This window comes from Flexibacter flexilis DSM 6793, from assembly GCF_900112255.1.
GTDB lineage: Bacteria > Bacteroidota > Bacteroidia > Cytophagales > Flexibacteraceae > Flexibacter > Flexibacter flexilis.
On record NZ_FOLE01000003.1, the window covers coordinates 142,753 to 166,822 of the forward strand.

Genomic DNA, 24,070 nt, shown 5'->3' on the forward strand with positions numbered 1-24,070 from the left:
GTTTTCTCGATGCTCCGACCGAAGCTCTAAAAACAAAGGTAATGTAAATCTTTTAGTAAAAAAGCTAAAAATGCTTATTGCGGCGTGGCCACCATAAACAAATTGGCGCGGCGCAAAGCTTCTTTATTTTTGAGTAAAGTGCTGAGTGTTACCGTACCAATCACATAATTTACGTCGCGTCCGTAATAGCGTTCTTTCACGTCCTCGAATTGCAATAATTCAAGGTCGGCCTCGTCCGTATAGCGCACATATACTTCGATAGAAGCATTAGTCGAATACGTGAGGTTGCTTTCTTGGCCGATTTTGCGGTATTCGTATTGGTAGCCGTAGCTGTTGGCCGAAATGTCCGAAAGCACCGCCGCACCCGTTGGATTGCCGCCTGCGCCTTTGCCCTGAAAGAATTGTTTGTCGGCAAAAGCCGCTTCCACTTGCACGGCGTTGTACTCGTTGTCCACCGTGAAAAATGGCGAACTACGGCGCACAAATTGTGGCATTACGTAAAGTGTAAGTTCTTGATTGTTAAGTTTGTACGTTCGGCAAATCAATTTGATACGCAAATCTTTTTCGCGTGCAAACTGCACATCAAAATCCGAAAGCGTTTGGATTCCGTAGTTAAAAGCCGTTTCGGGGTCGATGAAAACGCCGTAGGCGTGCGCCGTCAGGATACAAAGTTTGTACAATGGGTCGAAGCCGCCCACGTCCAAAGTCGGGTCAGTTTCTGCAAAACCTAATTCTTGGGCTTTGCTCAAAGCATCGCTGTACGATTGGTTTTCGTTAAATATTTTTGATAAAATATAGTTAGACGAACCGTTGAAAATCCCGCTCACCGAGTGCAACAATTCGTTATCATAGTATTCTTCTAAGTTGCGGATAATCGGGATACTACCACAAACCGAACCTTCGTAGAGTAGAGCAGTGCCGTATTCGCGTTGTAGCGCAACAAGTTCTTGTAGGTGCGTTGCGAGCATTTTTTTATTGGCCGTAACTACGTTTTTACCACTTTTGAGGGCTTTGGTCGTCAGTTCGTAGGCGGCTTGCGCGTCGTCTATGAGTTCTACAATTAGGTTCACGTCGGGGTGCGTGAGTATTTCCTCGTGGTCAAACGTGAAATAAGAGTCGGGCAAACTGCGCGTTTTGTTTTTGCTTTTGATGGCAATTTTAACAATGTCGGCTTTCATGCCGCGTGTTTCGTTGAGTACGTGGTGCAGACCTTGTCCGACACAACCATAACCGAAAAGGCCAATTTTGATTTGATTTCGCATTCTATATAAATAACCTAAAAATGAAAGTGTCTTGTCTTCACATAAATTGAAGCAGACAACAATTATTGTATTTTCAAATAAACTTCTGTTTTTGTTGCTATTTTATTAAAAAAAATAATGCAGAACTAATTATTTTGAATAAAACAATTTGCTAAGCTGATATTTTGCCAAATATAGCTTGCGTGTTCTGTGAGGTGTTAAAAAAATGCTTAAAACAGAGAAATGACCTTTTTTCGGTCAAAGAAAATATAATAGGTTATTATGAAATTAGGAGCTTAATGTGCTTCTTCGCTGTCGTTGCGGAGATAACGCAAAATTGTTCCGAAAATAAAGACAGCGACCCACGTTGGGTACAAAGCCCAAAACTTTTCTACATGTTTGTCTAGCACTTGCAATCCCAATTGCGCCACCGAACTCACCACAATACCCGTAACACTAAGAGCTTGCAGCAGATTTAATTCTATGTTTTTCATGGGCAAAATTGACGGACGTTTTTGTGCTTATAAATCTAAAATCTAAGACAAAGATAATGATTATAATTTTCAAACACTAATTTCTCTTACAGCACAATACTATATAATTTTGGAGCAATGTCTTGTATTTCAGATTGTTAAATATAAACTAAGCATGGTTTTATACTAAATTCATGTTTTTATTCTGTTTTTTTGAATAAAAATAACACTCAAAGTGCGGATTTCTTACACTAATATTTGTCAAGTGCTTGTTAAATCTTAATCGCTTTTTAATATCTTTGGTAGCCTTTACAACTAAAGGCCAAGTATCAGACACTAATTATCTATTTGTAAGCCATGATAAAACTATTTCTCTTTCTATTTCTGTCGGTTTTATCGCCCACACAAGACAATCATTGTAAAGGAGAAACCAAAGACGGCAAACGCGAAGGCGTTTGGAAATGCTATTATGATGATGGAAAATTGCAAGCCGAAGGGCCTTACGCCGCAGACCAGAAGCAAGGAGAATGGAAACTCTATCATAGCAATGGCAAATTAGCGGCGGTTGGGGCTTATGATAAAGGCCACGAAAAAGGTAAATGGGTTTTCTACGACGATAATGGTGCAGTCTTGATGGAAAACGTTTATTAACGAACCACAGAAAGTAAAGGCTCTATCTTTGACTTTTATAAAAATATAACACATTGGTAATTTGTGCATTAAGGTTTGTTGCTACAACAAACCTTTTTACTTTTTGGTGGGTGATGCAAAGCAAAACACAAAAATATTGTAGCTTTCGGGCGCAATTTGCCCTTTTACATTACTTGTCGCCATTTGCCCGACCAACATGAAATTGAACATAGACGAAATACAAGCTCCTATCGCCGACGAAATTAAAGCCTTTGAGAAAAAATTTAGGGCTTCCATGAAAAGCAATGTCAAACTTTTGGACACCATCATGGGCTATATCGTAAAGCGAAAAGGCAAGCAATTGCGACCTATGTTTGTGTTTTTGTCGGCGCACATTAGCGGCCAAATCACCGAAAGTACTTATCGCGGCGCGGCACTCATCGAGTTGCTGCACACGGCCACACTTGTACACGACGACGTGGTGGACGACTCCAATTACCGACGCGGATTTTTTTCGGTCAATGCCCTTTGGAAAAATAAAATTGCCGTATTGGTGGGTGATTATTTGCTTTCGCGCGGACTGCTTCTTTCGGTAGAAAACGGTGATTTTGAATTACTTAAACTCGTATCCAATGCCGTGCGCGAAATGAGCGAAGGCGAGTTGTTGCAAATAGAAAAGGCGCGTCGTCTGGATATTACCGAAGCCGTTTACTTTGATATTATCCGACAAAAAACCGCTTCCCTGATAGCCTCTTGTTGTGCTACGGGTGCAGCTTCGGCAGGAGTTGGGGCGGATATTGTGGAAAAAATGCGATTCTTTGGCGAAAAAGTGGGCATGGCTTTCCAAATCAAAGACGATTTGTTCGACTACGGAACAGACGAAATCGGCAAGCCGTTGGGCATCGACATTAAAGAAAAGAAAATGACCTTGCCACTGATTTACGCCCTTAGCCAGTCGTCGTGGCTGGAAAAACGCAATGTTATTAACATCATCAAAAACGATAGCGACAAACCGCGCAAAGTGGCCGAAGTCATTGAATTTGTAAAGAAAAAGGGCGGCTTAGAATATGCCACCCAAGTAATGAATCGTTTTGAGCAAGAAGCCAACGACATTTTGACTTCGTTCCCAGACTCCATTTACAAACAATCTATGCAGCAGTTAGTCCGCTTTACGATAGAACGCACTAAGTAGCACGTTTTTAGCGTGCTGGCAATTCTGAAAGTATCGCGTCTGCCATTTTTTGCATATTGTCGCCCACGATTTGCAGAATAGAATTGGAGTTGGAGTTATAATAAATCTTCACGCGATTGCCTGCAATCTGTTTGCCGTTGCTATTGAAAATCGAGAAATGCACGATAAAATTACGCTCGTAATCTTGTCGGGCGCGGTCAAGACAATGCTCGTAGTCGGTTTTTACTTCAAACTGATTGATAAACACGTAATAACGCGTCCCGTATTTGTTGTTGAAGAAGTTAAAAAACTCAGGGTCTTTGATTTTTACCCCAAAATATTTGCTCTCGTCTTTAGCAATGCTCGCATTGGTGTTGGTTTGGGCATTGCTCAAAAACTTTTCTTTTTGTTTCTGAACCCAAGTTTTTTCGGGCGCATTGATTTCCATGCCGTTGCGGGTACTGGTGCGTTTGGCCGCAGATTCTGGATTATAAAGTAAGTCTTGGTAACTGTACGAAAGCGAGTTGTAAATACGGTTCAAATCCAACAAAGTATCTTTGGTCGTGCCGCCGAGTAAGTGAATGGTTTCGTAGCCTTTGGGGTCGAGCAAAGCGTCCAAGCGGCGGCGGAAATACTGGCGTACTTTCGGGCGTGGTATTTTGGAACGCGCCGCGATTTCTTCGTCCGCATCCGAAAAGTACAAATATGGGTCGAAAGGAATAATAAGTACACGCTTCGTTCCGTCGTTCGGATAACTTGGGTCTGGCGTTTTGTCGTATTGCCCCGTGAAAGCAAAATCTAAATCTTCGGCAGCTTCTTTTTTTACCTGCGTTTCTTGTGGTGTTGGCTTTGGACTTGGTTCTACAAATGGCTCGTTATCAAGTGTTATTTCTGTTTTTACAGGTTCTTTTTTGGCGGGTTCGGGTGTTGGTGTGCTTACAGGTGCAGGCGTTGGCGTGGTAGCTTGTGTCGTTTCTTTTTTCTGTACAATAAGCTGTTGGCCTACTTTCAAATCCCAGTTGTTCCAACGCTTGATGTCGTCGGGAGCAATGCCGTATTTCTTGGATAAACTATAAATCGTCTCGCCTGCTTGCACCGTGTGTACCAGATTGCCGTTGGCATCGGTTTGGGGCGTGCTGCTGCTTGGCGCAACGGCTGGAGTTGTCGCGGCGGGTTGTGTTATGGGCTTTTCTGTGGCCGCTACTGCTTTTTCTGCTGGGGCAGGAGTTGGCGTAGGTGCTGGCGCGGGTTTGGGCTTTTCGGGTGCAGGTGCTGGCGTAGTGGCCGCAGGTTTAGAGGCTGCATATTTGTTGCGATACGCTGCCAATTTTTCGGGATAATACGGAATATTGATGATTTGCCCCGTTTTCAAACCGTTTTCCAACTCTGGATTTACTTCCAAAAGCTCTGTTACGGCTACCTGAAATTTGGTAGAAATGCGGTAAATCGTTTCACCAGGCGAAACCATATAACGCACGTGTAGTTTCTCGTTGATTTTCGTAACGCCAACCGAATCTTTGATACCAATTACACGGGCTTGCGTTGCGCTAACAATACACATCCACAGCAAAAAAATAGCTGCCAAACGAAATTTTACCATAGCTCTAAAAATTGTTGAAAATGATAGTAACACCTGTTTAGGAACGTAAAGTAGCAAATTTTTAGTATTGCTGCCAACAAAATGTACGTTATAGTTTCATTTTGTCATAATCCAGCCTATTTTATTTTATATTTTTCAAAATGAAATAGCTATACTTTTTGAAAGGGATTGTACAACAACCGAATATTAAAATACGGGAAAAAGCTGCGCGTAACAATGGCCAACGTTTCGGGACTGGAAGCACTGCCAATGTAGCTGCGCGTGGTGGCTTCGTAGCGGTTGCGGCTAACGGATTTTTGTAACCAAATATCGGCTTCTATTTCCCAACGGCGGCCACGCTGCCAAGCACAGAGTAGGCGCGGCCCATGCTGTACGATAATATTGCGCAAGCCAATCAATACACTGCCCGAACCCGCTTGGCTCAGGCCTGCCGTCGTGCTGCGCACTTGCCTGAAAAGTCGGTAACCGATTTGGATACGGCCTTCTTGCTTTCTTTTGATGTTCAGGAATTTACGCTGAAATCTGGCCGAAACGTCATAAGTAACCACCGTGTCCAGTGGGCTTTCTGCAAATTTTTTCCAATCCAAAACGCTCAGGCGGTTTTCGCGGCGTAATATGTCAGTCAGCACGCTGTATTTTGGATTAAAATCGTAAGTGAGTTGGTGGCTGGTCAGGAAAATACGGTTAGAGCGGTTTTTGCTTTGTTCTGACTCAAAATCGCGCACGTTATACGTTACCCAAATGCTGTATTGGCCATTCCACGAAAATTTATTTTTTCGCCACTGAAACGAAGGCTCAAGGCGCAAGGTTCGTTCCTTGTAGTTTTCGATGCTTTGGGTGGCATCAATAAAAATCATGTGCCTGTACGCACCCGAAAGTTTGAGTGTGCTCCTAAACGCACGCGTCCAACGCGTGTTGTAAGCCAATTCGGCGTTGTACATTTCTTCGTCGCGGTCTTGGTTGTTTTGGTCGCTGGGCGTGTCCACACGCAGGAGTTGCGCAATGCTGCTAAAACCAAAAGTATGCTTCGCCGAAGGTGTGTACCGAATGTTATGATACCAAGTCGTTGTCGTTTCGCTAATGTCTTTGGTGGCATCAGCTTGGCGCATATAGTCGCGTCGGCGTTGGCGTATGTCCAGACGCGAGGAAATATCCAGCTTGGCACTACTCCAATTCAGTTCTTGGGTAGTAATAAGCATGGTTTGTTCGTAGTTGTTGTTGTTGCGACTGCCCGAAGCGGTATCTCCGCCAAAACTTCTGTAATAAAAACCCCGATTAGGCATTTCGATGCTGTTGTCGGATTTGAAAACCAATTTGGGCGAAAAAATATAATGCAGGCGCATTTGTCCCATAATCGTATCGCTTTGGATGCTTTGGATAAATGGTTGCAAATAATCTTCCACCTTGCCTTTTTTGTAGCCAGCCAGCAGTTCCACCCCCGCAAATTCACTAAACTGTTTGCTCAAACCTCCCGTCGCGCTTAGGTGTTGATTTTGGCGCGGCCTGATGTCGGCTTGCCGCCAAAGTGCCGACACAAACATTTGAGCGGAAGAATCTTTGCTTATTTCTTCATAACTTATTTGTGCCCTGTATATTAGCCCGTTATCTGTAAGGCTAAAGCGTTTGTCCGAACTCATGCCCACGCCAATCAGTGGCTGTATTTTTTGATTTTCGGATAAATAAAAAATGCGGTGGAGCGTGGCTTCTACCTGCGCAATGCGCGTCTGGTTGGCCGCAAAATCCTCGAATTGGAGACGTTCGCGTATGTGCCACAGGTTGCCGAGTGGCTGCCATGCGTGCGAGGCGTGCAAGCTAAAATCGCGGGTTACGAATCGGTGCGACGGCAAAGCCTGATTGTAAAGCCAATCGTTTTGTAAAATATAATTGATGTGCTGCTGATGAGGTAGCAGTTTGAGCCGCCCCAAAATATTTGTATGCCAGTCAAAAGTATTGATACCCAGACGATTGGTGTTGCTATTGATGGTCAATGTAGAATCTGCGGGCATTTGCGCGTGCAATGCCGTAGGCAAACATATCAACAAGCCAATCAATACAATAAAGATACGCAATGCTTCTCTGTGGTTAATTTGTTGGGGCAATATACCATTTTTATAAAAAAAGATGCTACTACTCCGCTTCGCAGCCAAGAGTAATAGCATCTTTAGAACGTCTAAAAAATGAAATTATTTTTTAGTGAAAAGCATTAAGTTTGAGGCATTTACGCGCCAATCGTACCCAATTCCGAAAGGCAATTTGCGCACATGAGGCGTTTGTCCCGTAGAATCGGCAGCAGGGTGATAAGCCTTGTATAAGTCGGGTTGGTAATGGCGTGCAAACATATCAATCGGTTTGTCGTAAGTGCCATAAAACATTCCATCCCATTCGCTGGCAGGGAAATGGCGCAACGGCATACCCGAATCGTCTTGCAACACAAATTGGCTGTGGTTAAGGATAACATTGGCCACCGTACTGAAATAACCTTTATGCAACAAATAAGACGCTGATTTCAGGTAAGTGGTAACCGTTCCCAAACGGTCGAGGTAAGCCAAAAAGGTTTTGTTTTGCTTTAATTTAAAATCAACCAAGTTTACCGAATAATAGTAAAGCACTTGCTTCTTTTGTGTATTCGGATTTTGGTAAATAATTTCTGTTCCTCTCACGCCACCATTGGCCGAGTCGCTGGCCTCTTGTAGCTCGCCTTCTGGCGAAATATGCACATAACGCGTCTGTACAACGGTTTGGTTGCGGCGCGCCATAAACAAGGTAATGAGCGGCAAAGTCCCGTTCAACTCTTGCGTTTTGAGGTCTTTGGCCATGCTGATTGTTTGGAAAAAACTAAAACTTAGCACCGAATACAGCGACTTTTCTACACGCGGATAGAGCTTGTTGGCACTGTCAGGCGACATGGCAGCTAACGCAGGTAACGCGCCCAGTGGCTCAAGCCCAATCATGACGATTGTATCCACTTCAGGAAAAAATGTATTGACATTCAGGAAGTCTGGGCCACTGAACGGATAAAAAACCTTGTGCGTTTGGCTGCGCACATTCGCCAATTCGATATCTGCCCATTTGGTCATTTTCGTGGTTTGGCGACGGTTGTATTTTGCCCAATTCGAGTCGGCTTGCGTGCGGTATTTGTTCCAAGCTGCTGTCTGGAAACTGGCCAATGCGCTACTTTCCGAGATAGGTAATCCCGCCAAAATACTGGCTGTCCAATGCGCCGTAGAATCTATGTTTTCGGCGGCGGGTGTAGGTTCTGTTACAGTATCATTGATAACCGCGTGTGTGTTTGTATCGGCGGATTGCGTGGGTTTATTTGTATTTTCTTGACTTGGCTTTGAGTTACAGGCCGCCACCATGAGGCCAAGCAAGCAAGCAAACCACCAACGGTTTTTGTTTAGTATCAATTTTTTAAACATAAAAATGCTTATATAAGTAAAGGGTATTTCGGTGAAAATTAGTTATAAATCTGTGTAATTTTTTGGGTGTAAATGCTTTATCTTGAAATTTCAAATTCCACACGGCGATTGGTACGGCGGTCGGCTTCATTTTTTTCTTCTGGTACAATCGGCCTGGTACTTCCGTAACCCGTTGCCTTGACGCGTGCGGGGTCTATGTGCCCGTCGGCAATCAGGTAGTTTTTGATGGCTTCAGCTCTGGACTGTGAAAGCGAAAGGTTAAAATCTCTGTCGCCTGTCGCGTCGGTGTGGCCTGCAATCCGAACTTTGAAACGTGGGTTGTCTATCAAGAAGTTATACACGTTGTCCAAGTCGGCGTGCATGGTTGGCAAAATTTCCCAACTTCCTTCCTTAAACTCTAAGGTCGTAAATCGGATTTTACGGCTGCGAATGGATTCGGTGGTTGCGTTAAAGGTTGTATCGTTTCTCAGAAAGAAATGTTGCTGAATCCTGAAAAACTCATCGCCCTGAATAACAAGCAAATAATTATTATTTTTTATCAAATCAAAATCAAAAGTACCATCAGGTCGTAGTTTTTTGGGAGAAATCTCAATGCCGTGGTCAAGGTCAATAATGGAAACCACGCCTTTGAACGGCGTACCTGCCGAGTCGGTAAGCGAACCCCTAAAGTGCGTAATGGCATTTGGCTTCGCGTCCATTGGCAACGGAAACGAATATACATCTAAGTTTTCAACTTCTTGCTTTTTGGGGCGCGAAGAGGCCGAATCAGAATTGATTTGAATTACTTTGGTGCTGGAGGCAGGATTGCCCAACGAGTCCAGAAAATCCGCTAAACTTCCTGCGGCGGTTTTGCGGCGTACATCTTTTTCTGAACGGGCGTAGTACAAATCTTTGGATTGCGCATCAATCGTAAAATAATATTCATTGCCTACACCATTCACCAAAGGACCAATGTTTTTTGGTTCGAGCCACACACCACCTCTAAAGTAGGATTTGTAAATATCAAAACCGCCAAAATTGAGCAATTGGCCTTGTGAGCTAAAATACAATACTTTGTATTGGTTGTGGTAAAACGGACTCACTTCGTTGAGGCGCGTGTTAATCACAGGGCCTGCGTTTTGGGCTGGAGACCATTCGCCGTTACGTTGTTTGGTCGAAAAATAAATGTCGGATAGCCCGAAGCCGCCCAAGCGGTCAGAAGCAAAAAACAGCGTATCACCCGAAGCCGACAAGCACGGTTGCGAATCCCACGCCATGCCGTTGATGTTTGCGCCCAAATTGCGGACGTTGTTCCAAGTCTGTGCGCTGTCGCTCCAAGTTGCTTCATAAATATCGCAGTTGCCGAAGCCTTGCGGCGCGTAACAACGGCTGAAATAGAGCTTTTTCTTGTCGCGGCTCAAAAAGGCCGAACCTTCGTTGTAAATGGTATTCACTTCTTTGAGCGGCTCGGAATAATCCCAATAGCCATCAAGTTTGCGAGAAATAAACAAATCTTCGTTTACGGCGCGGTCGAACTGTGTTTTGGCCACATTGCGCTTAGACGTAAAAATAATCGTGTCGCCATAGTTGCTCAAAGTAGGACCATAATCCTCGCGGTCGGAGTTAATTTCTGCGCCCATATTTGTAAAAACGCCTGGCGGTGGTCGCAAGGTGTCAATACTTTTTCGGGCTTCTACCATGTCGTAATAAAAGGCCACAGGCACGTAATAATCGCGGTCGTTTTCAGTCAGGGCGTTATAGTATTGATAAATTTTATCGACGTTGCCGCGATGGTGGCGCAAAATCAAACGAATCAAACTTTTTGATTTATCTATCTGATTATCTTGCTCATAGAGTTGGGCAAGTCGCCAAAGCATTTGGGTGTCTCTATAAAAATTCTGAATCCCGAAATTGCTCACGTATTCTTCCATCACGCCGAGCAGTTTCTTAAAGTCGGTTTTCTTCTCGTATTTGGCAATACTATTGAGGCCGCTTTCGCTGCGATAGTATCCTATCTTATTGATATTCTTGAAATTAAATGAATAATTAACATACGAAGTGTAGTTGTAATAGCCTGCGCTAATGGTGTCTAATTTCTGATGAAACATCACATATTGCGCCTGTGCATTGGGTGCGAGTAGCACCATTAAGTACAGTAACCAGCTATATAAAAAGTGTTTTGATGTCATGTACAAGTACAGATAAGGTTATCTTATGAGTATAATTTTAATAAGGTAGTCAGGTAAGAAATTTGTCTCAAATGTATAAAAATAGTTTGGCAAAATGATAAGGAATTGCTTTAAGCGTAGATTAAAAATGTACTAACGGCTTGTATCAGCTTCTAACGCATTTGTAGTAGGTATTGATTTGAGTGTTTGCAGATAAAAATAACACACGGCAAATGCCTGCTAGCGGAAAAATGCAAATATATGCGTCTTACTGTATCTCTCCATGTCAGGGCTTGCACACCGAATAGATTGGGGCAAGTTTGGCGCGTTTGGAAAAAAACTAATACATTTGCCTCTATCAAAGAAGTTTAACGATTAAAAATTAATCAACAACAAAAAAACCTCATTTGTATGGCTCACAACTTATTGCAAGGCAAACGCGGCATCATTTTCGGTGCGCTCGACGAAAACTCTATCGCATGGAAAGTCGCTTTGCGTGCTAAAGAAGAAGGTGCTTCTATCGTCTTGACTAATGCTCCCATCGCGTTGCGCATGGGTAAAATAAAAGAATTGGCAGACCTTTGTAATGCAGAAATTATCCCTGCTGATGCCACTTCTATCGAAGATTTGACTAACCTTATCAACAAATCCGTAGAGGTTTTGGGTGGTAAATTGGACTTTATGCTTCATTCTATCGGCATGAGCCCAAACATTCGTAATGAAAAATCCTACGGCGATTTGAACTACGATTGGTTCTTGAAAACGTTGGATATTTCGGCTCTTTCATTCCACAAAATGATGCAAGTAGCTGAAAAACAAGATGCAATGAATGAGTACGGCTCTATCGTTGGGCTTAGCTACATTGCTGCGCAACGCGTGTTCCCTCACTATACGGACATGGCGCAAGCTAAAGCAACGCTCGAATCTATCGCACGCAGCTACGGCCACCGTTTCGGCAAATTGAAAAAAGTACGTGTAAACACAATTTCTCAATCGCCAACTATGACCACTGCAGGTCAAGGCATAGACGGTTTTGACGCTTTCTATAACTTCGCTGACCAATTGTCGCCATTGGGCAACGCATCGGCAGACGAATGCGCCGACTACACGATTACGCTTTTCTCTGACCTTACTCGTAAAGTAACGATGCAAAACCTTTTCCACGACGGCGGGTTCTCGTACATGGGTATTTCGGAAGAGTTGATGGAAATGATGGCTAACAAAAAATAATAGCCGCTAATATTTTTGTAAAAAGCCCTGTTTCCGCTTGCTGGAAATGGGGCTTTATTTTCTTTAATCCAAAACAGCTAATAGCATGAGCAACAGTAATATTTCGGCTAAAAAAATCAAATTCGTACAGTCGCTTCACCAAAAAAAATACAGACAAGAACATCAGGCTTTTTTGGTGGAAGGTACAAAAAACGTGTTGGAATTGCTCAACGCCGATTTTGAGATAATGGATTTGTTTTTGACGGAAAGTTTTGCCGAAAAAAATGAACAAGCCTTATGGAAATGCAAAGCTGAATGGCGTTTTTGTAACGAAGATATTATTACGCGTTTGGGTACGCTCCAAACCAACGACTCGGCACTGGCCGTCGTGCAGGCAAAGCCCAATACATTGCTTTTGCCCGATGCCCACGAATGGGTTTTGGCTTTAGACCAAGTGCGCGACCCTGGCAATTTGGGGACGATTTTGCGCATTGCCGACTGGTACGGAATCCGTAAAGTGATTTGCTCGGAGCAAACCGCTGAAATTTACAACCCCAAAGTAATCGCGGCTACGATGGGTTCTTTTACGCGCGTGCAAACCTATTATTGCGATTTGGCGGCTTATTTGAAAGAATATCGCTCTGAAAATCAGAAAGTTTTGGGTGCTTTTTTGGGTGGCGAAGATGTGCATACCGTGGCGTTTAGCGCGGCGGGTGGCTTTTTGGTGATGGGCAACGAATCGCACGGCATTAGCCCAGAAGTAGGCGCACAAGTGCAACAAGCCATTTCCATTCCGCAATATGGCGGAGCAGAGTCGCTTAATGTGGCCATCGCAACGGCGGTTATTTGCGATAACATTCGGCGTACGGTAGGGGCGTAAAAAAGCCCGCAGAATTTAATAAATTGTGCAGGCTTTTACCTTTTTAAGATTTTTATAATGTTAGCTTCTTACTTTGTCTGCTTTTATTACAGGTGTAGTGTTCTTTGAGTAAGTTGGGCAAGTACGCATTGTCCCACAAGAAGCCATAGCAAATAGTAATACGAAAGCTGCTAATATTGTTTTCATAAGCACATAGAATATAAAATAATTGATAATTTTTGCAAAGTTACTTAAAATAACTTCGCTTATCAAAATTTTTCTCCTTATAAATATCAGGTAGGTTATTATTTTTCTCTCGTAAATAATTCAAAACACTTTCTTTTATTACTTGTTTTTTATGGCAAATAAGGCTGTTTTCTTAGACCGTGATGGTATTCTAAATGTCGAGATTGGAGACTATGTATATCGTAATGAGGATTTTGTGGTAGTGCCGCGTGCACCAGAGGCTCTGCGTCGCCTCAAAGACGCGGGTTATATATTGGTGGTGGTTACCAATCAAGGGGGTATCGCCAAAGGCTTATATACGGCACAGGAAGTATGGCAATTTCATCAGGTTTTACAAGATGTTTCGGGCAATGCGCTTGATGCTTTGTATTATTCGCCATACCACGACACGACCTCTAAGTCGCTGATGCGCAAGCCTGATTCGTTGATGTTTGAGCGAGCCATCGCCCGTTTTGACATAGACCCCGCCCAATCGTGGATCGTGGGCGATGCCGAACGCGATTTGTTGGCAGGCCACAAAGTAGGCGTAAAAGGGATTTTAGTTCCTTCGCACAAAGAACAAAACTCGACGTATGCCCAGTGCATCGCCGCCGATTTGTACGAGGCTACCGACTTTATTTTGAGTCAAGAAAAAAAGTAATAATTTGTTGTTTATGAGTGAGTTGTTTCGCCAGCATATCGAAAAGATTGTGCCGCTCACCGACCAAGAATTTGCGTTGGTGAGTTCATTTTTTGTAAAGAAAAAACTAAAAAAGCATCAGTTTTTGGTGCAGGCTGGCGAGCTTGCTCCCTACGATTTTTGGGTGGAAAAAGGCTTGTTGCGGGCGTATCTGCTCGAAGAAAACGGCAAAGAACAAATCTTGCAATTTGCCATGGAAGATTGGTGGATTACGGATTATCAGGCTCATTTTTCGGCACAACCCGCCACGCTCAACGTGGACTGCTTGGAAGACTGCCAAGTGTTGTGCATTTCGCAGGAAGACAAAGACCGACTTTGTGCACAATTGCAAAAATTCGAACATTTTTTTCGGAAGAAATCAAACGCGGGTTATGTGGCTTTGCAGAAACGAATTTTGTCGCTTCTGACCGACCAAGCCCATGAGCGTTATCAGCAGTTTTTGTCTTTGTATCCATCTATTATTCAGCGAGTTCCCAAAAAATATATAGCCTCGTATTTGGGTGTTTCGCGCGAGACGCTGAGCCGCTTGTCGGGCTAAAAGTGTGCGCTACATCACTTCAAAAAAGTGCGTTATGTCCTGTGTGTTTGCCGAAGTTTGCCGCAATTTTGCATTGTTTTAAATCAATCTGTCAGACGATGAAAAATAATGTATCTATGCTAATGAACAGCCTTTTAGTCGTAGCCTTCTTGGTTTCGGCTTCGGTGTTGGGCATGGCGCAAACTTCAAAAGCTAAAAAAATGACAAAGTCATCAAAAAAAATCTTGTTTGTGGTCACCAGCCACGACAAAAAAGGCAGTACAGGCCAGCCAACAGGCTATTATTTGGGCGAAGTGTCACACCCTTGGGAAGTGCTGCATGAGGCGGGTTACGAAATTGATTTTGTAAGTCCGAAAGGCGGCAAAGCTCCCGTAGATGGTTTTGATTTGAAAGATGCCACCAACCAAAAATTCTGGGAAAATGCGAAATATCATGCCAAAGTAGAAAATACGCTTACACCTGCGCAAGTGAAACCGTCGGAATATGCGGCCATCTTTTTTGCTGGTGGGCATGGGGCTGTTTGGGATTTTCCACAAAATGAAGAACTTGCCAAGATTGCCGCACAAATTTATGAAAATCAAGGGGTTGTAAGTGCTGTGTGTCATGGCCCTGCCGCTTTGGTGGGCATTAAATTGAGCAATGGAAAATATTTGGTAGAAGGTAAAAAGATAAACGCTTTTACCAACGAAGAAGAAACGGCTGTTGGGCTTGCCGACGTTGTGCCGTTTTTGTTGGAGTCCAAACTCATCGAACGCGGTGCGAAATTCGAGAAGTCAGGACTTTGGCAACCGCACGTAGTGGCCGATCAACGCGTTATTACTGGCCAAAATCCCGCATCGGCTAAAGGTGTAGGCGAGGCACTGCTCAAAGAATTGAGTAAATAATATTTTGTTTGCGCATGATTGTGTGGCCTTCAATAAGTTCTTAGGGATTTGTTGAAGGCCTTTTCTATTGAATAAAAAAACATTTTTTAAAATTATGCACAAAATTTCTAATTGTGGATAAGTGGATAAATATTGGGGAATTGTTGGGTAGGTTTTATATCTTTGCCGCAGTGGCTGCACGTGTTTCTTTCTCCGAAAAAAGCAGCCTTTCTATACCAAAAAATAAGATAGAATAGTGCAATTTATCAAAGACTTTTTTTTGAATTTCCGCAACAAATCGCTGGCCAAACGCGCAAAAGCGATAGCCAGACGCACTGCTGATTTTCGGCAGGCCAAACGCATCGGAATTTTGTTTAACCTGCCACAAAATGCAGCACATCAGGCACTTAATAGTTTTGTGGCGGAGCTTGCCGCCGAAGGTAAGCAAATCCAAACGCTTTGTTATTTTGAGGCGCAGCACCAAAATCCTTATCAATTTAAGTTCGATTTTTTTACGCAAAAAGACATTGCTCTTACGGGCGAAGTAAAGGCCAAAGAAGTAGAACAATTTATTGCACAGCCTTTCGATTTTTTGTTTTGCATTCAGCAACAGCCGCGCCCCGAACTGGATTATGTTTTGTTGCAAAGCAAGGCCCTGTGTCGGGTGGGCGTTTTTGACGAAAATAGAACCAATTGTTTTGAGTTGATGGTAAAAGCATCGGCGCAAGACTCTTTACAAAATATTATTAATACAATGTTAAGTTACACCAAAGCACTTACGAACAATGGCAAATAACTTATTTCAGGGCACAGGCGTAGCCCTTATTACGCCTTTTAATCCTGATGGCTCGGTGAGCTACGAGCAACTGGCTCAAGTGCTTGATTTTACAGGCAAACACGTGGACTATTGGGTTGTGTTGGGGACAACTGGCGAGACGGCTACCCTGACAACCGCCGAGAAAAAGCAGGTTTTGAAATTTGCGAAAGAAAATAATACATACAAAAGACCCATTGTATTCGGTATTGGTGGTAACAATACGCACGAGGTTTTAGAAACCATTGCCGATACTGATTTTGAAGGTGTTAGCGCAATACTTTCGGTAAGTCCTTATTACAACAAACCTTCGCAAGAAGGCATTTACCAACATTATATTGCCATTGCGGAGGCAAGTCCCGTGCCCGTAATTTTGTACAATGTGCCTGGCCGCACCATGTCCAACATGACGGCAGCCACTACCTTGCGTTTGGCGCAACATCCCAATATTATAGGTATTAAGGAGGCTTCAGGCAATTTGGAACAGTGCATGAATATTGCCCGCAACAAACCCGCTGACTTCTTCCTTACTTCGGGCGACGATATGTTGGCCGTTCCGATGATGACGTTTGGGGGCTGTGGTGTAATTTCGGTGTTGGCCAATGCTTATCCGCGTCATTTCTGCCAAATGGTCAATGCTGGTTTGGCTGGCGACTATACGAAAGCAGGCCAAATGTTGTTGGATTATTTGGACGTGAATCCGCTTATGTACGAAGAAAGTAATCCAGTAGGCGTGAAAGCAGCCGCAGCTTTGCAAGGTGTTGGTTCTGAAATGGTTCGTATGCCGCTTTTGCCTGCCACAGAGTCGTTAAAGGCACGTATTAAAGCTGGTGCAACACCATTATTATAAAGTGTGATTTTACTTTTATAACAAAACGCTGAGGCTGTCGTTATGAAGTTTTTATCAATCTAAAATGGGCTTATGCGTTATTTTTACTTAATCATTGTACTGTTCGTAACTGCTGGGCAAGCACCAGCACAAACTACGATTCGTCTGGAAGAAAAAACCAAAGAGCGCAAATCTACTGGTGTCAATTATCAATCTGGACTTATTTCGATGGTTTCGCTGGGCGCGTATTTGCCTACTGGCGATCTGAAAATGCGATTTGGTCAGCACGGAGAAGCGGGGTTGGGTGTTTTTTACAAAACGGCTTCAGGCTGGCTTATGGGGCTGGACGGTTCGTATATGTTTGGGCGTAAGGTGAAAGAAGATGCCTTGTACAGATTACGTACCGTTGATGGTTTTGTGATTAGCGACAATGGTTCTCCTGTATCGATTATTACGCAAGAACGTGGTGTAAAAGCACCTTTTGTGAAAATTGGCAAGGTATTTCATAAGACCTATTCGAGTAAAGCCAATAAAAATTCGGGTTACGTGGCGCAAGTTGGTGGTGGATATTTTCAGCATAAAATTTTTTATAAAAAGTATGCAGGTGGAAATATTGGGCAGCTAACGGGCGAATACCTGAAAGGCTATGACCGACTGAGTAATGGTTATGCTTTTACGTTTTCGTTTGGCTACCTGAACTTGACGGCTCGCAAGGGTTTGAATGCTTACATCGGTTTGGAATACACGCAGGGTGTTACGCAATCGCGCCGCTTGGATTTTGACACGGGCCTACGCAACACGACTCGCCGTAAAGATGGTATGTTTGGTGTCAGAATAGCGTGGGTACTGCCGTTTTTGGAGCGTAATGAAACAGAAGAGTTTTATTATTAAGTGCAAGACATAAGTAAATATAATTTACAATATGGCAATCGTTGGCAAATAGTATGCAAAGCGGTTGCCATATTATTTTGTAGCGAAAAGGTGTATTGCCGTGTTCTTTTCTGCCAAAATTCGGGCAAAATCAAAGGATCATTAGTGCAAAGGTTTTCGATTTTAATTCTTTTTGAAAAAAATTAAAAAAAAGGCCTTAAATTTTAAATATGCCGTTTTTGTTATAAACAAATTATGTCATAGCTTTGCGCACCAAATTTATAACGAAAAAAAAGTATTCAATAACAATATAATTATGGCAAACATTGGCAAAATTACACAGGTGATTGGCCCGGTGGTGGACGTAAGTTTCGCTGGCGAGGGTTCAAAACTTCCTAAAATCCTTGACGCTCTCGTGATTACTAAAGAGAATGGTCAAAAAATCGTACTTGAATGTCAGCAACACTTAGGCGAAGACCGTGTTCGTACTATCGCAATGGACAGCTCTGAAGGCTTAATGCGCGGCATGGAAGTAGTGGATTTGGGAGCACCTATTCAGATGCCAATCGGCGAAGATATCAAAGGCCGTTTGTTCAACGTAGTTGGCGAAGCTATTGACGGTATCGCCCAACCAAAAGGAGATAAGAGTTTACCAATTCACCGTTCAGCACCTCGTTTTGAAGACCTTTCTTCTTCTGAAGAGGTACTTTTTACAGGTATCAAAGTAATCGACTTGCTTGAGCCTTATGTAAAAGGTGGTAAAATTGGTTTGTTCGGTGGTGCTGGTGTAGGCAAAACCGTTCTTATCCAAGAGCTTATCAACAATATTGCAAAGGCTTATGAAGGTTTGTCTGTGTTTGCGGGTGTAGGCGAGCGTACTCGCGAAGGTAATGACCTTTTGCGCGAGATGATTGAAGCTGGTATCGTTAGATACGGAGAGGAATTCAAACACTCAATGGAAGAAGGTGGTTGGGATTTGAGCAAAGTAGATATGAATGCTTTGCAACAGTCGCAAGCTACATTTATCTTCGGTCAGATGAACGAACCTCCAGGAGCACGTGCTCGTGTAGCTTTGTCTGGTCTTACAGTAGCCGAATACTTCCGCGATGGTGACGGACAAGGTCAAGGTCGCGACATTCTTTTCTTTATTGATAATATTTTCCGTTTCACACAAGCAGGTTCTGAAGTATCAGCCCTTTTGGGTCGTATGCCTTCAGCGGTAGGTTACCAACCAACACTTGCTACGGAAATGGGTGCGATGCAAGAGCGTATCGCTTCTACAAAACGTGGTTCTATCACTTCAGTACAGGCCGTTTACGTTCCTGCCGATGACTTGACTGACCCTGCTCCAGCGACAACATTCGCTCACTTGGACGCAACCACAGTACTTTCTCGTAAAATCGCTGAGTTGGGTATTTACCCTGCGGTAGATCCATTGGATTCTACTTCACGTATCCTTAACCCTGGCGTTTTGGGTGCGGAACACTACAACTGTGCGCAACGTGTGAAAGAACTTTTGCAACGTTACAAAGAATTACAAGACATTATCGCCATCTTGGGTATGGACGAATTGTCTGAAGATGATAAATTGACTGTACACCGCGCACGTCGTGTTCAACGTTTCTTGTCTCAACCATTCCACGTGGCCGAGCAATTTACAGGTTTGAAAGGCGCGTTGGTTGATATTAAAGATACTATCAAAGGCTTTAATATGATTATGGATGGCAAATATGACCACTTGCCAGAAGCTGCCTTCAACTTGGTTGGTGGCATCGAAGAAGCCATCGCAAAAGGTGAAAGATTGATGGCTGAAGCTAAATAATTAGCCTCTCCAGCATCACACATATATATTGTGTAAATAGCCGATAATAAATTTAGATGATTTATTATCGGCTATATTCTCACATTGAAAACTTATAATATTATGTTTTTAGAAATAGTTACCCCAGACCGTAAGGTATTTGAAGGCGAGGTTATTTCTGCTCAATTTCCGGGTGGAGACGGCCTTTTTGAGGTATTAGAAAACCATGCTCCTATGATTAGTGCTTTAGGAAAAGGTAAAATTACTATCAAAGGTGGCCAATCAGACAAGACATTTACCGTAGAAGGTGGTGTAGTGGAGGTTTTGAAGAATAAAGTAACGGTGTTAGCCGAAGCTGCGTTATAAATATTTATTACATAATAGTTGTACTAAATATTTATTTGTCGTACATTTATCGGAAATTTTTAGGAATTTAATTTAATACAACAGGTTTATGAAGAAAAGAATTCACATTTTGCAAGGCGCGTCGTACTTGTTAGCAGGTATGATGTTGTTCTCTGCTTGTTCTAAACAAAAGCCCACAAGTGTGAATCCGGGTTCTAAAAGTACCGCCACTGGCTTAGAATACGGCCAAAGCGAAGGCGATGAAGGCTTCGTGGTGAACGAGTACAAAGGCCAACCGCCAGCTCCCGGTATGATTTATATTGAGGGTGGTCGCACTGTGTTAGGTTCTTCTGAAGAGGACGTAATGTACGCACGCGACAACGTCGAAAGAACTGTTACTATTCAATCGTTCTTCATGGACGAAACAGAAATCGCCAATATCCACTGGTTGGAATATATGCACTATCTGAAAACGGACTCTGCACAAGACCCAGGTATTTGGGAACGTGCTCGCCCTGACACTACTGTTTGGGTAAAAGAGCTTTCGTTTAACGATCCTTACCGTGATCACTATTTGCGTTACCCAGGTTTCCGTTACTACCCAGTAGTAGGTGTTTCTTGGAATCAGGCGAATGATTATTGCCGTTGGCGTACAAGCGTTGTAAACCAAAAATTGGCTGAAGACGCAGGTTTCTCAACAGGTGGTGGTGGTGCTCCAGCAGCAGCAGGTGGCGCAGCCCCAGCAGGTGGCGAACGTATTCCTTTGGAATCTGGTGTAGTTGTTCCTGATTATCGTCTTCCTTCTGAAGCTGAGTGGGAATATGCAGCGCAAGCCCTTATCGGTACGCAGTATAACGACGAAAATCAAACTCACAAACGTCTTTATCCTTGGGACGGACACGCAGTTCGTAACCCTTATGGAAAAGCAATGGGTACAATGCTTGCTAACTTCAAACGCGGACGTGGTGACTATGCTGGTATCGCTGGCAAACTAAATGACGGCGCGATGATTACGGCACAAGTTTATGAATACCCTCCGAATGATTTCGGTTTGTATAACATGGCTGGTAACGTAAATGAATGGGTACTTGACGTTTATCGCCCATTGTCTTTCCAAGACTTTGAAGATTTGAACCCAATGCGTCGTAACGAATACCGCGATGAAGTAAAACCTTATGACCCTAAAAACTCGCTTATTGGCCAGTTCACAATGTCTAAAGGTGCTACTAACGCAGACCCAAGAAGTATGTCTCTTGGTGCTGAAAATGTTCACCCGCGTGTTTACAAAGGTGGTTCTTGGGCTGATACTCCTTACTGGTGTTCTCCTGGTAACCGTCGCTTCTGGGCACAAGATTCGTCAAGCTCAACAATCGGTTTCCGTTGCGCGATGATCCAAGCTGGACGTAACTACTAAGATTTTGATTTTACAAAATACTTATATACAAAAAGCCCAACCTTATGGTTGGGCTTTTTCGTTTTCTATAAACTTTCTAAACTCTAACATTAAAAACTGATACTGTTCTTCCAAGTGCTGTTGCAGTAAACTAGCAGAAGGGGTTTCTTTAGCTTTTAGGTGCTTGTCGATGAGTTTGCATAACTCATGCAAACGACTAGCTCCCATTGTCCCACACAGACCTTTGATCGTGTGAATTTCACGTTGCCATTGCTCAGAATCGTGTGTTTGCTCTGCCAGTAAAGAATTACTAATCAGTGTGGTAAGATCTGTTTCTAACGATTCATATAGCATTTCTAATGTCATGATTTTTTGAGGGCTTTTGAGCGCAAATGCTAAAGCATTTGGATTGAAAATAGGAGCAGTTTTCCAACTCTTGGCCTCATCTATTACGGGCTTGTTAGTCGTATTTTCAGGCTTGAAGTTTTCGTTTTTGAACCATTTGTCTATAAGTCCCAAGAAGTTATGAGACTGTACTGGTTTGGCCAAATAATCATCCAAGCCTTGTGCTATATAACGTTCCTTATCGCCATCTAAGGCATTGGCACTTACTGCAATAATTGGAGGCAGGTTTTGATACCGTTTTTTTAGAATTTGTGTTGCCGTAATCCCGTCCATGATGGGCATTTGTATGTCCATCAAAATGATGTCGAACAGATTTTCTTCAAAAATATCTAAGGCTTCTTGTCCATTGTTGGCAATGCGCACGATACAGCCTTCTGCTTCTAACCAAAGCGAGGCTACTTTTTGATTAACAGAGTTATCTTCCACTAATAATACTCTGATTCCTTCGGCTAATTGTGGCATTTTATTGTTTTGTGCTTCACTATTATGTGAAATGATGGCCGCTTGGGGAACCAATTCTACTTTAAAGAAAAATTTAAAACAGCTTCCTTTTCCAAGCTCGCTTTCTACTGTAATCTGGCCTTCCATCAACTCCACTAATTCGCGTACAATGGCTAGTCCAAGTCCTGTTCCTTCGTGTTTGCGCGAAAGGGAGTCATCCAATTGTGTGAAATTTTGAAAAAGAGATTCAATATTATCTGCTTTAATGCCAATACCCGTATCTCGGACTTCAGCTTTGAGCCAAAGGCGATCATCCTTGCTAAAATAGTTTTCTAACGAAATGGATACGCTGCCTTTTTCGGTGAATTTGATGGCATTAGAAAGTAAATTCGCAAAAATTTGCATGACACGTTTGGCATCAGCCATTACATGGGAGGGAAGATTTTCCCCCAATTTGAACTGAAGTTTCAGGCCTTTGCGGTCAGCCAAATGCCCAAACATTCCTTTTAGTTGTGCGAAAATGCGGTCTGTGGCTGCGATTTCTGGGTAAAGAATTGTTTTGCCTGCTTCCAGCTTGGACAAATCCAAAATGTCATTGAGCAATGTAAGCAAGTAATCCGCTGATTGTTTGATAATGGTAAGCTGCTCGCGTTGCTCACATTCTAAATTTCCTTTTAGCAAAAAATCAGTAAGACCAATAATGCCATTCATGGGCGTTCGGATTTCGTGGCTCATATTGGCTAAAAACTGTTGTTTGAGTGCGGCGGTGTGTTCGGCTATTTCTTTATCTCTGATAAATTGTTGGATTTTCATTTGTTCGCGCAAATCGTTATAGGTGCGCATAAAACCAACTTTTTCATTTTTTTGATTATAAATAATGCTGACTTTCAGTAAGATAGGGATAGAATCTCCTTGCCTGTTAAAAATCTGGGTTTGAGTTGCCCAGTTTTCGTTGCAATTAATATGTTCGCTAATATTATCTTCTACTGTATTATCAATAAACATAAAGCGGTGCTGCTCAAGTACTTGTGTGTCATTTTCTCGGAATCCAAACAACTTAGATAGTGCCGCATTTCCATAAGTAATTTTGCCTGTCATATTACCGATACAAACAGCATCTAAGGTAGTATCTAGTGCTTTGTTGTGAAGTAAAAGTTCATCCTGAATTTTCTTCTGTTCCGTAATATCGCGTGCAATACCATCTACGCCGACTAATTTACCCAAAGAGTTATGTCTAAATGAAATATGGTCTGATAACCAACGTGTCTCGCCATTGGGTCTAATAATTCGATAGTCTATTTGTGTATTTTCAGATTTATAAAAAATAATTCTAATCTTGTCGTGATCGTCTGGATGGACAATATTTTTCCAATAATTTAAATCTTTTTCTAAGGGCTCAGTGGATTGCCCATAAATTTTGGCGGCTACGGCATTTATGTAGGGCATCGTATTGTTTTCCAAATCCGCAGACCAAACGATGTCTTGCGTACTACTCAAAATCATATCTAACTGGGCATTTTTTTGTTTGAGTAGCTGCTCCATCGAGTGTTTGTAAATCGCCAGATCAATGGTAGAAAACAGCGAATGTCGGTCTATTGGCTTGGGCAAATAGCCATACGCCCCGCTTTGACTGGCTCTTTCGATGGTCTCTGCGTCCGAACTGGAAGTAAGGTAGATGATGGGTATATCTTTTATTTCCTGAATTTTTTTGGCTGTTTCCACGCCGTCCAAATCCCCGCTGATTTGAATATCCATGAGTATCAAATCTACCTCGTTGCTAGTAAGGTAAGAGAATACTTGCACCGCGTCGCTGGCTGTGGCCACAATGGAGTAGCCGTGTTGCTCAAGTACTTTGGTTAAAAATTTTAATACAAGGATGTCGTCTTCTACTAATAATATCTTTTTTTCCATCGTTTAAGGTCGCTAATGTCTGTGAGTGTTTGGAGTAAAGTAATAGAATTTGTTAGAAGAATTAAAAGAGATGTAAGGAATCTTTAAATATCTGACAATCAAAAAAATAAAGCGAACGATTGCGATTTACGCACTTGTAAACAGCAATATTTTTAGAGAACCAAAATAATTTGATAATTTCGCCCT

At 42.8% G+C, this 24,070-nt stretch carries 20 protein-coding genes; 13 read left to right on the forward strand and 7 right to left on the reverse strand.

The window, feature by feature from the left end:
• Window positions 1–74: 74 nt before the first annotated feature.
• Window positions 75–1,262, reverse strand: coding sequence for a homoserine dehydrogenase (locus BM090_RS07000; RefSeq protein ID WP_091509864.1), 1,188 nt, complete (start codon window positions 1,260–1,262; stop codon window positions 75–77).
• Between the two features lie 275 nt (window positions 1,263–1,537).
• The gene (locus BM090_RS07005) at window positions 1,538–1,735 is read right to left on the reverse strand and encodes a hypothetical protein (RefSeq protein WP_091509867.1); all 198 of its coding nucleotides are present in this window, start codon (window positions 1,733–1,735) and stop codon (window positions 1,538–1,540) included.
• 336 nt (window positions 1,736–2,071) lie between these two features.
• Here BM090_RS07005 and BM090_RS07010 point away from each other — a divergent pair, with 336 nt between their 5' ends.
• Together BM090_RS07010 and BM090_RS07015 are read left to right on the forward strand one after the other, a co-directional pair.
• Entirely contained in the window at window positions 2,072–2,365 is a 294-nt protein-coding gene (locus tag BM090_RS07010; RefSeq protein ID WP_091509870.1) for a toxin-antitoxin system YwqK family antitoxin, read from the forward strand.
• A 196-nt stretch (window positions 2,366–2,561) separates the two neighbouring features.
• Complete coding sequence (locus BM090_RS07015; protein ID WP_091509874.1) at window positions 2,562–3,536, forward strand: polyprenyl synthetase family protein; 975 nt, start codon at window positions 2,562–2,564, stop codon at window positions 3,534–3,536.
• A 7-nt stretch (window positions 3,537–3,543) separates the two neighbouring features.
• On the opposite strand, the gene BM090_RS07020 is transcribed toward BM090_RS07015, so the two are convergent.
• The 4 genes from BM090_RS07020 to BM090_RS07035 all read right to left on the reverse strand — a co-directional run bounded on the left by BM090_RS07020 (window position 3,544) and on the right by BM090_RS07035 (window position 10,702).
• A complete protein-coding gene (locus BM090_RS07020) occupies window positions 3,544–5,115 on the reverse strand; it encodes a LysM peptidoglycan-binding domain-containing protein (protein ID WP_091509876.1) in 1,572 nt (523 codons plus the stop codon).
• Window positions 5,116–5,264: 149 nt separating this feature from the next.
• Window positions 5,265–7,274: a TonB-dependent receptor gene (locus BM090_RS07025; protein ID WP_091509879.1), complete on the reverse strand. Its 2,010-nt coding sequence runs from the start codon at window positions 7,272–7,274 to the stop codon at window positions 5,265–5,267.
• A 24-nt stretch (window positions 7,275–7,298) separates the two neighbouring features.
• The gene (locus BM090_RS07030) at window positions 7,299–8,522 is read right to left on the reverse strand and encodes a hypothetical protein (protein ID WP_143083905.1); all 1,224 of its coding nucleotides are present in this window, start codon (window positions 8,520–8,522) and stop codon (window positions 7,299–7,301) included.
• An 89-nt stretch (window positions 8,523–8,611) separates the two neighbouring features.
• A complete protein-coding gene (locus BM090_RS07035; RefSeq protein ID WP_245756692.1) occupies window positions 8,612–10,702 on the reverse strand; it encodes an OmpA family protein in 2,091 nt (696 codons plus the stop codon).
• A gap of 390 nt (window positions 10,703–11,092) precedes the next feature.
• Between BM090_RS07035 and BM090_RS07040 the strand changes: the two genes are divergently transcribed.
• From BM090_RS07040 to gldJ, 11 genes are all read left to right on the forward strand, one after another.
• Window positions 11,093–11,911, forward strand: a complete 819-nt coding sequence (locus tag BM090_RS07040; RefSeq protein WP_091509886.1) for an enoyl-ACP reductase FabI — start codon at window positions 11,093–11,095, stop codon at window positions 11,909–11,911.
• Window positions 11,912–11,996: 85 nt separating this feature from the next.
• Window positions 11,997–12,770 (forward strand): TrmH family RNA methyltransferase, encoded by a 774-nt coding sequence (locus tag BM090_RS07045; protein WP_091509889.1) that lies wholly within the window; start codon window positions 11,997–11,999, stop codon window positions 12,768–12,770.
• A 337-nt stretch (window positions 12,771–13,107) separates the two neighbouring features.
• Window positions 13,108–13,635, forward strand: a complete 528-nt coding sequence (locus tag BM090_RS07050) for a D-glycero-alpha-D-manno-heptose-1,7-bisphosphate 7-phosphatase (RefSeq protein WP_091509893.1) — start codon at window positions 13,108–13,110, stop codon at window positions 13,633–13,635.
• A gap of 13 nt (window positions 13,636–13,648) precedes the next feature.
• The gene (locus BM090_RS07055; RefSeq protein WP_091509896.1) at window positions 13,649–14,212 is read left to right on the forward strand and encodes a Crp/Fnr family transcriptional regulator; all 564 of its coding nucleotides are present in this window, start codon (window positions 13,649–13,651) and stop codon (window positions 14,210–14,212) included.
• A gap of 98 nt (window positions 14,213–14,310) precedes the next feature.
• On the forward strand, window positions 14,311–15,096 hold the full coding sequence (locus BM090_RS07060) for a type 1 glutamine amidotransferase domain-containing protein (RefSeq protein WP_221405350.1): 786 nt from the start codon (window positions 14,311–14,313) through the stop codon (window positions 15,094–15,096).
• A gap of 235 nt (window positions 15,097–15,331) precedes the next feature.
• Window positions 15,332–15,871: a DUF6913 domain-containing protein gene (locus BM090_RS07065; RefSeq protein ID WP_091509900.1), complete on the forward strand. Its 540-nt coding sequence runs from the start codon at window positions 15,332–15,334 to the stop codon at window positions 15,869–15,871.
• Entirely contained in the window at window positions 15,861–16,739 is an 879-nt protein-coding gene (gene dapA / locus BM090_RS07070) for a 4-hydroxy-tetrahydrodipicolinate synthase (protein ID WP_091509902.1), read from the forward strand. Before BM090_RS07065 ends, dapA begins: the two co-directional genes overlap by 11 nt.
• Before the next feature lie 72 nt (window positions 16,740–16,811).
• On the forward strand, window positions 16,812–17,609 hold the full coding sequence (locus BM090_RS07075) for a hypothetical protein (RefSeq protein ID WP_091509905.1): 798 nt from the start codon (window positions 16,812–16,814) through the stop codon (window positions 17,607–17,609).
• A gap of 295 nt (window positions 17,610–17,904) precedes the next feature.
• Entirely contained in the window at window positions 17,905–19,410 is a 1,506-nt protein-coding gene (gene atpD / locus BM090_RS07085) for a F0F1 ATP synthase subunit beta (protein ID WP_091510311.1), read from the forward strand.
• 102 nt (window positions 19,411–19,512) lie between these two features.
• On the forward strand, window positions 19,513–19,755 hold the full coding sequence (gene atpC / locus BM090_RS07090; RefSeq protein WP_091510313.1) for an ATP synthase F1 subunit epsilon: 243 nt from the start codon (window positions 19,513–19,515) through the stop codon (window positions 19,753–19,755).
• 88 nt (window positions 19,756–19,843) lie between these two features.
• Window positions 19,844–21,148, forward strand: coding sequence for a gliding motility lipoprotein GldJ (gene gldJ, locus BM090_RS07095; RefSeq protein WP_091509911.1), 1,305 nt, complete (start codon window positions 19,844–19,846; stop codon window positions 21,146–21,148).
• Window positions 21,149–21,190: 42 nt separating this feature from the next.
• Here gldJ and BM090_RS07100 read toward each other — a convergent pair whose 3' ends face one another.
• On the reverse strand, window positions 21,191–23,884 hold the full coding sequence (locus BM090_RS07100) for a response regulator (protein ID WP_091509914.1): 2,694 nt from the start codon (window positions 23,882–23,884) through the stop codon (window positions 21,191–21,193).
• Window positions 23,885–24,070: the final 186 nt, after the last annotated feature.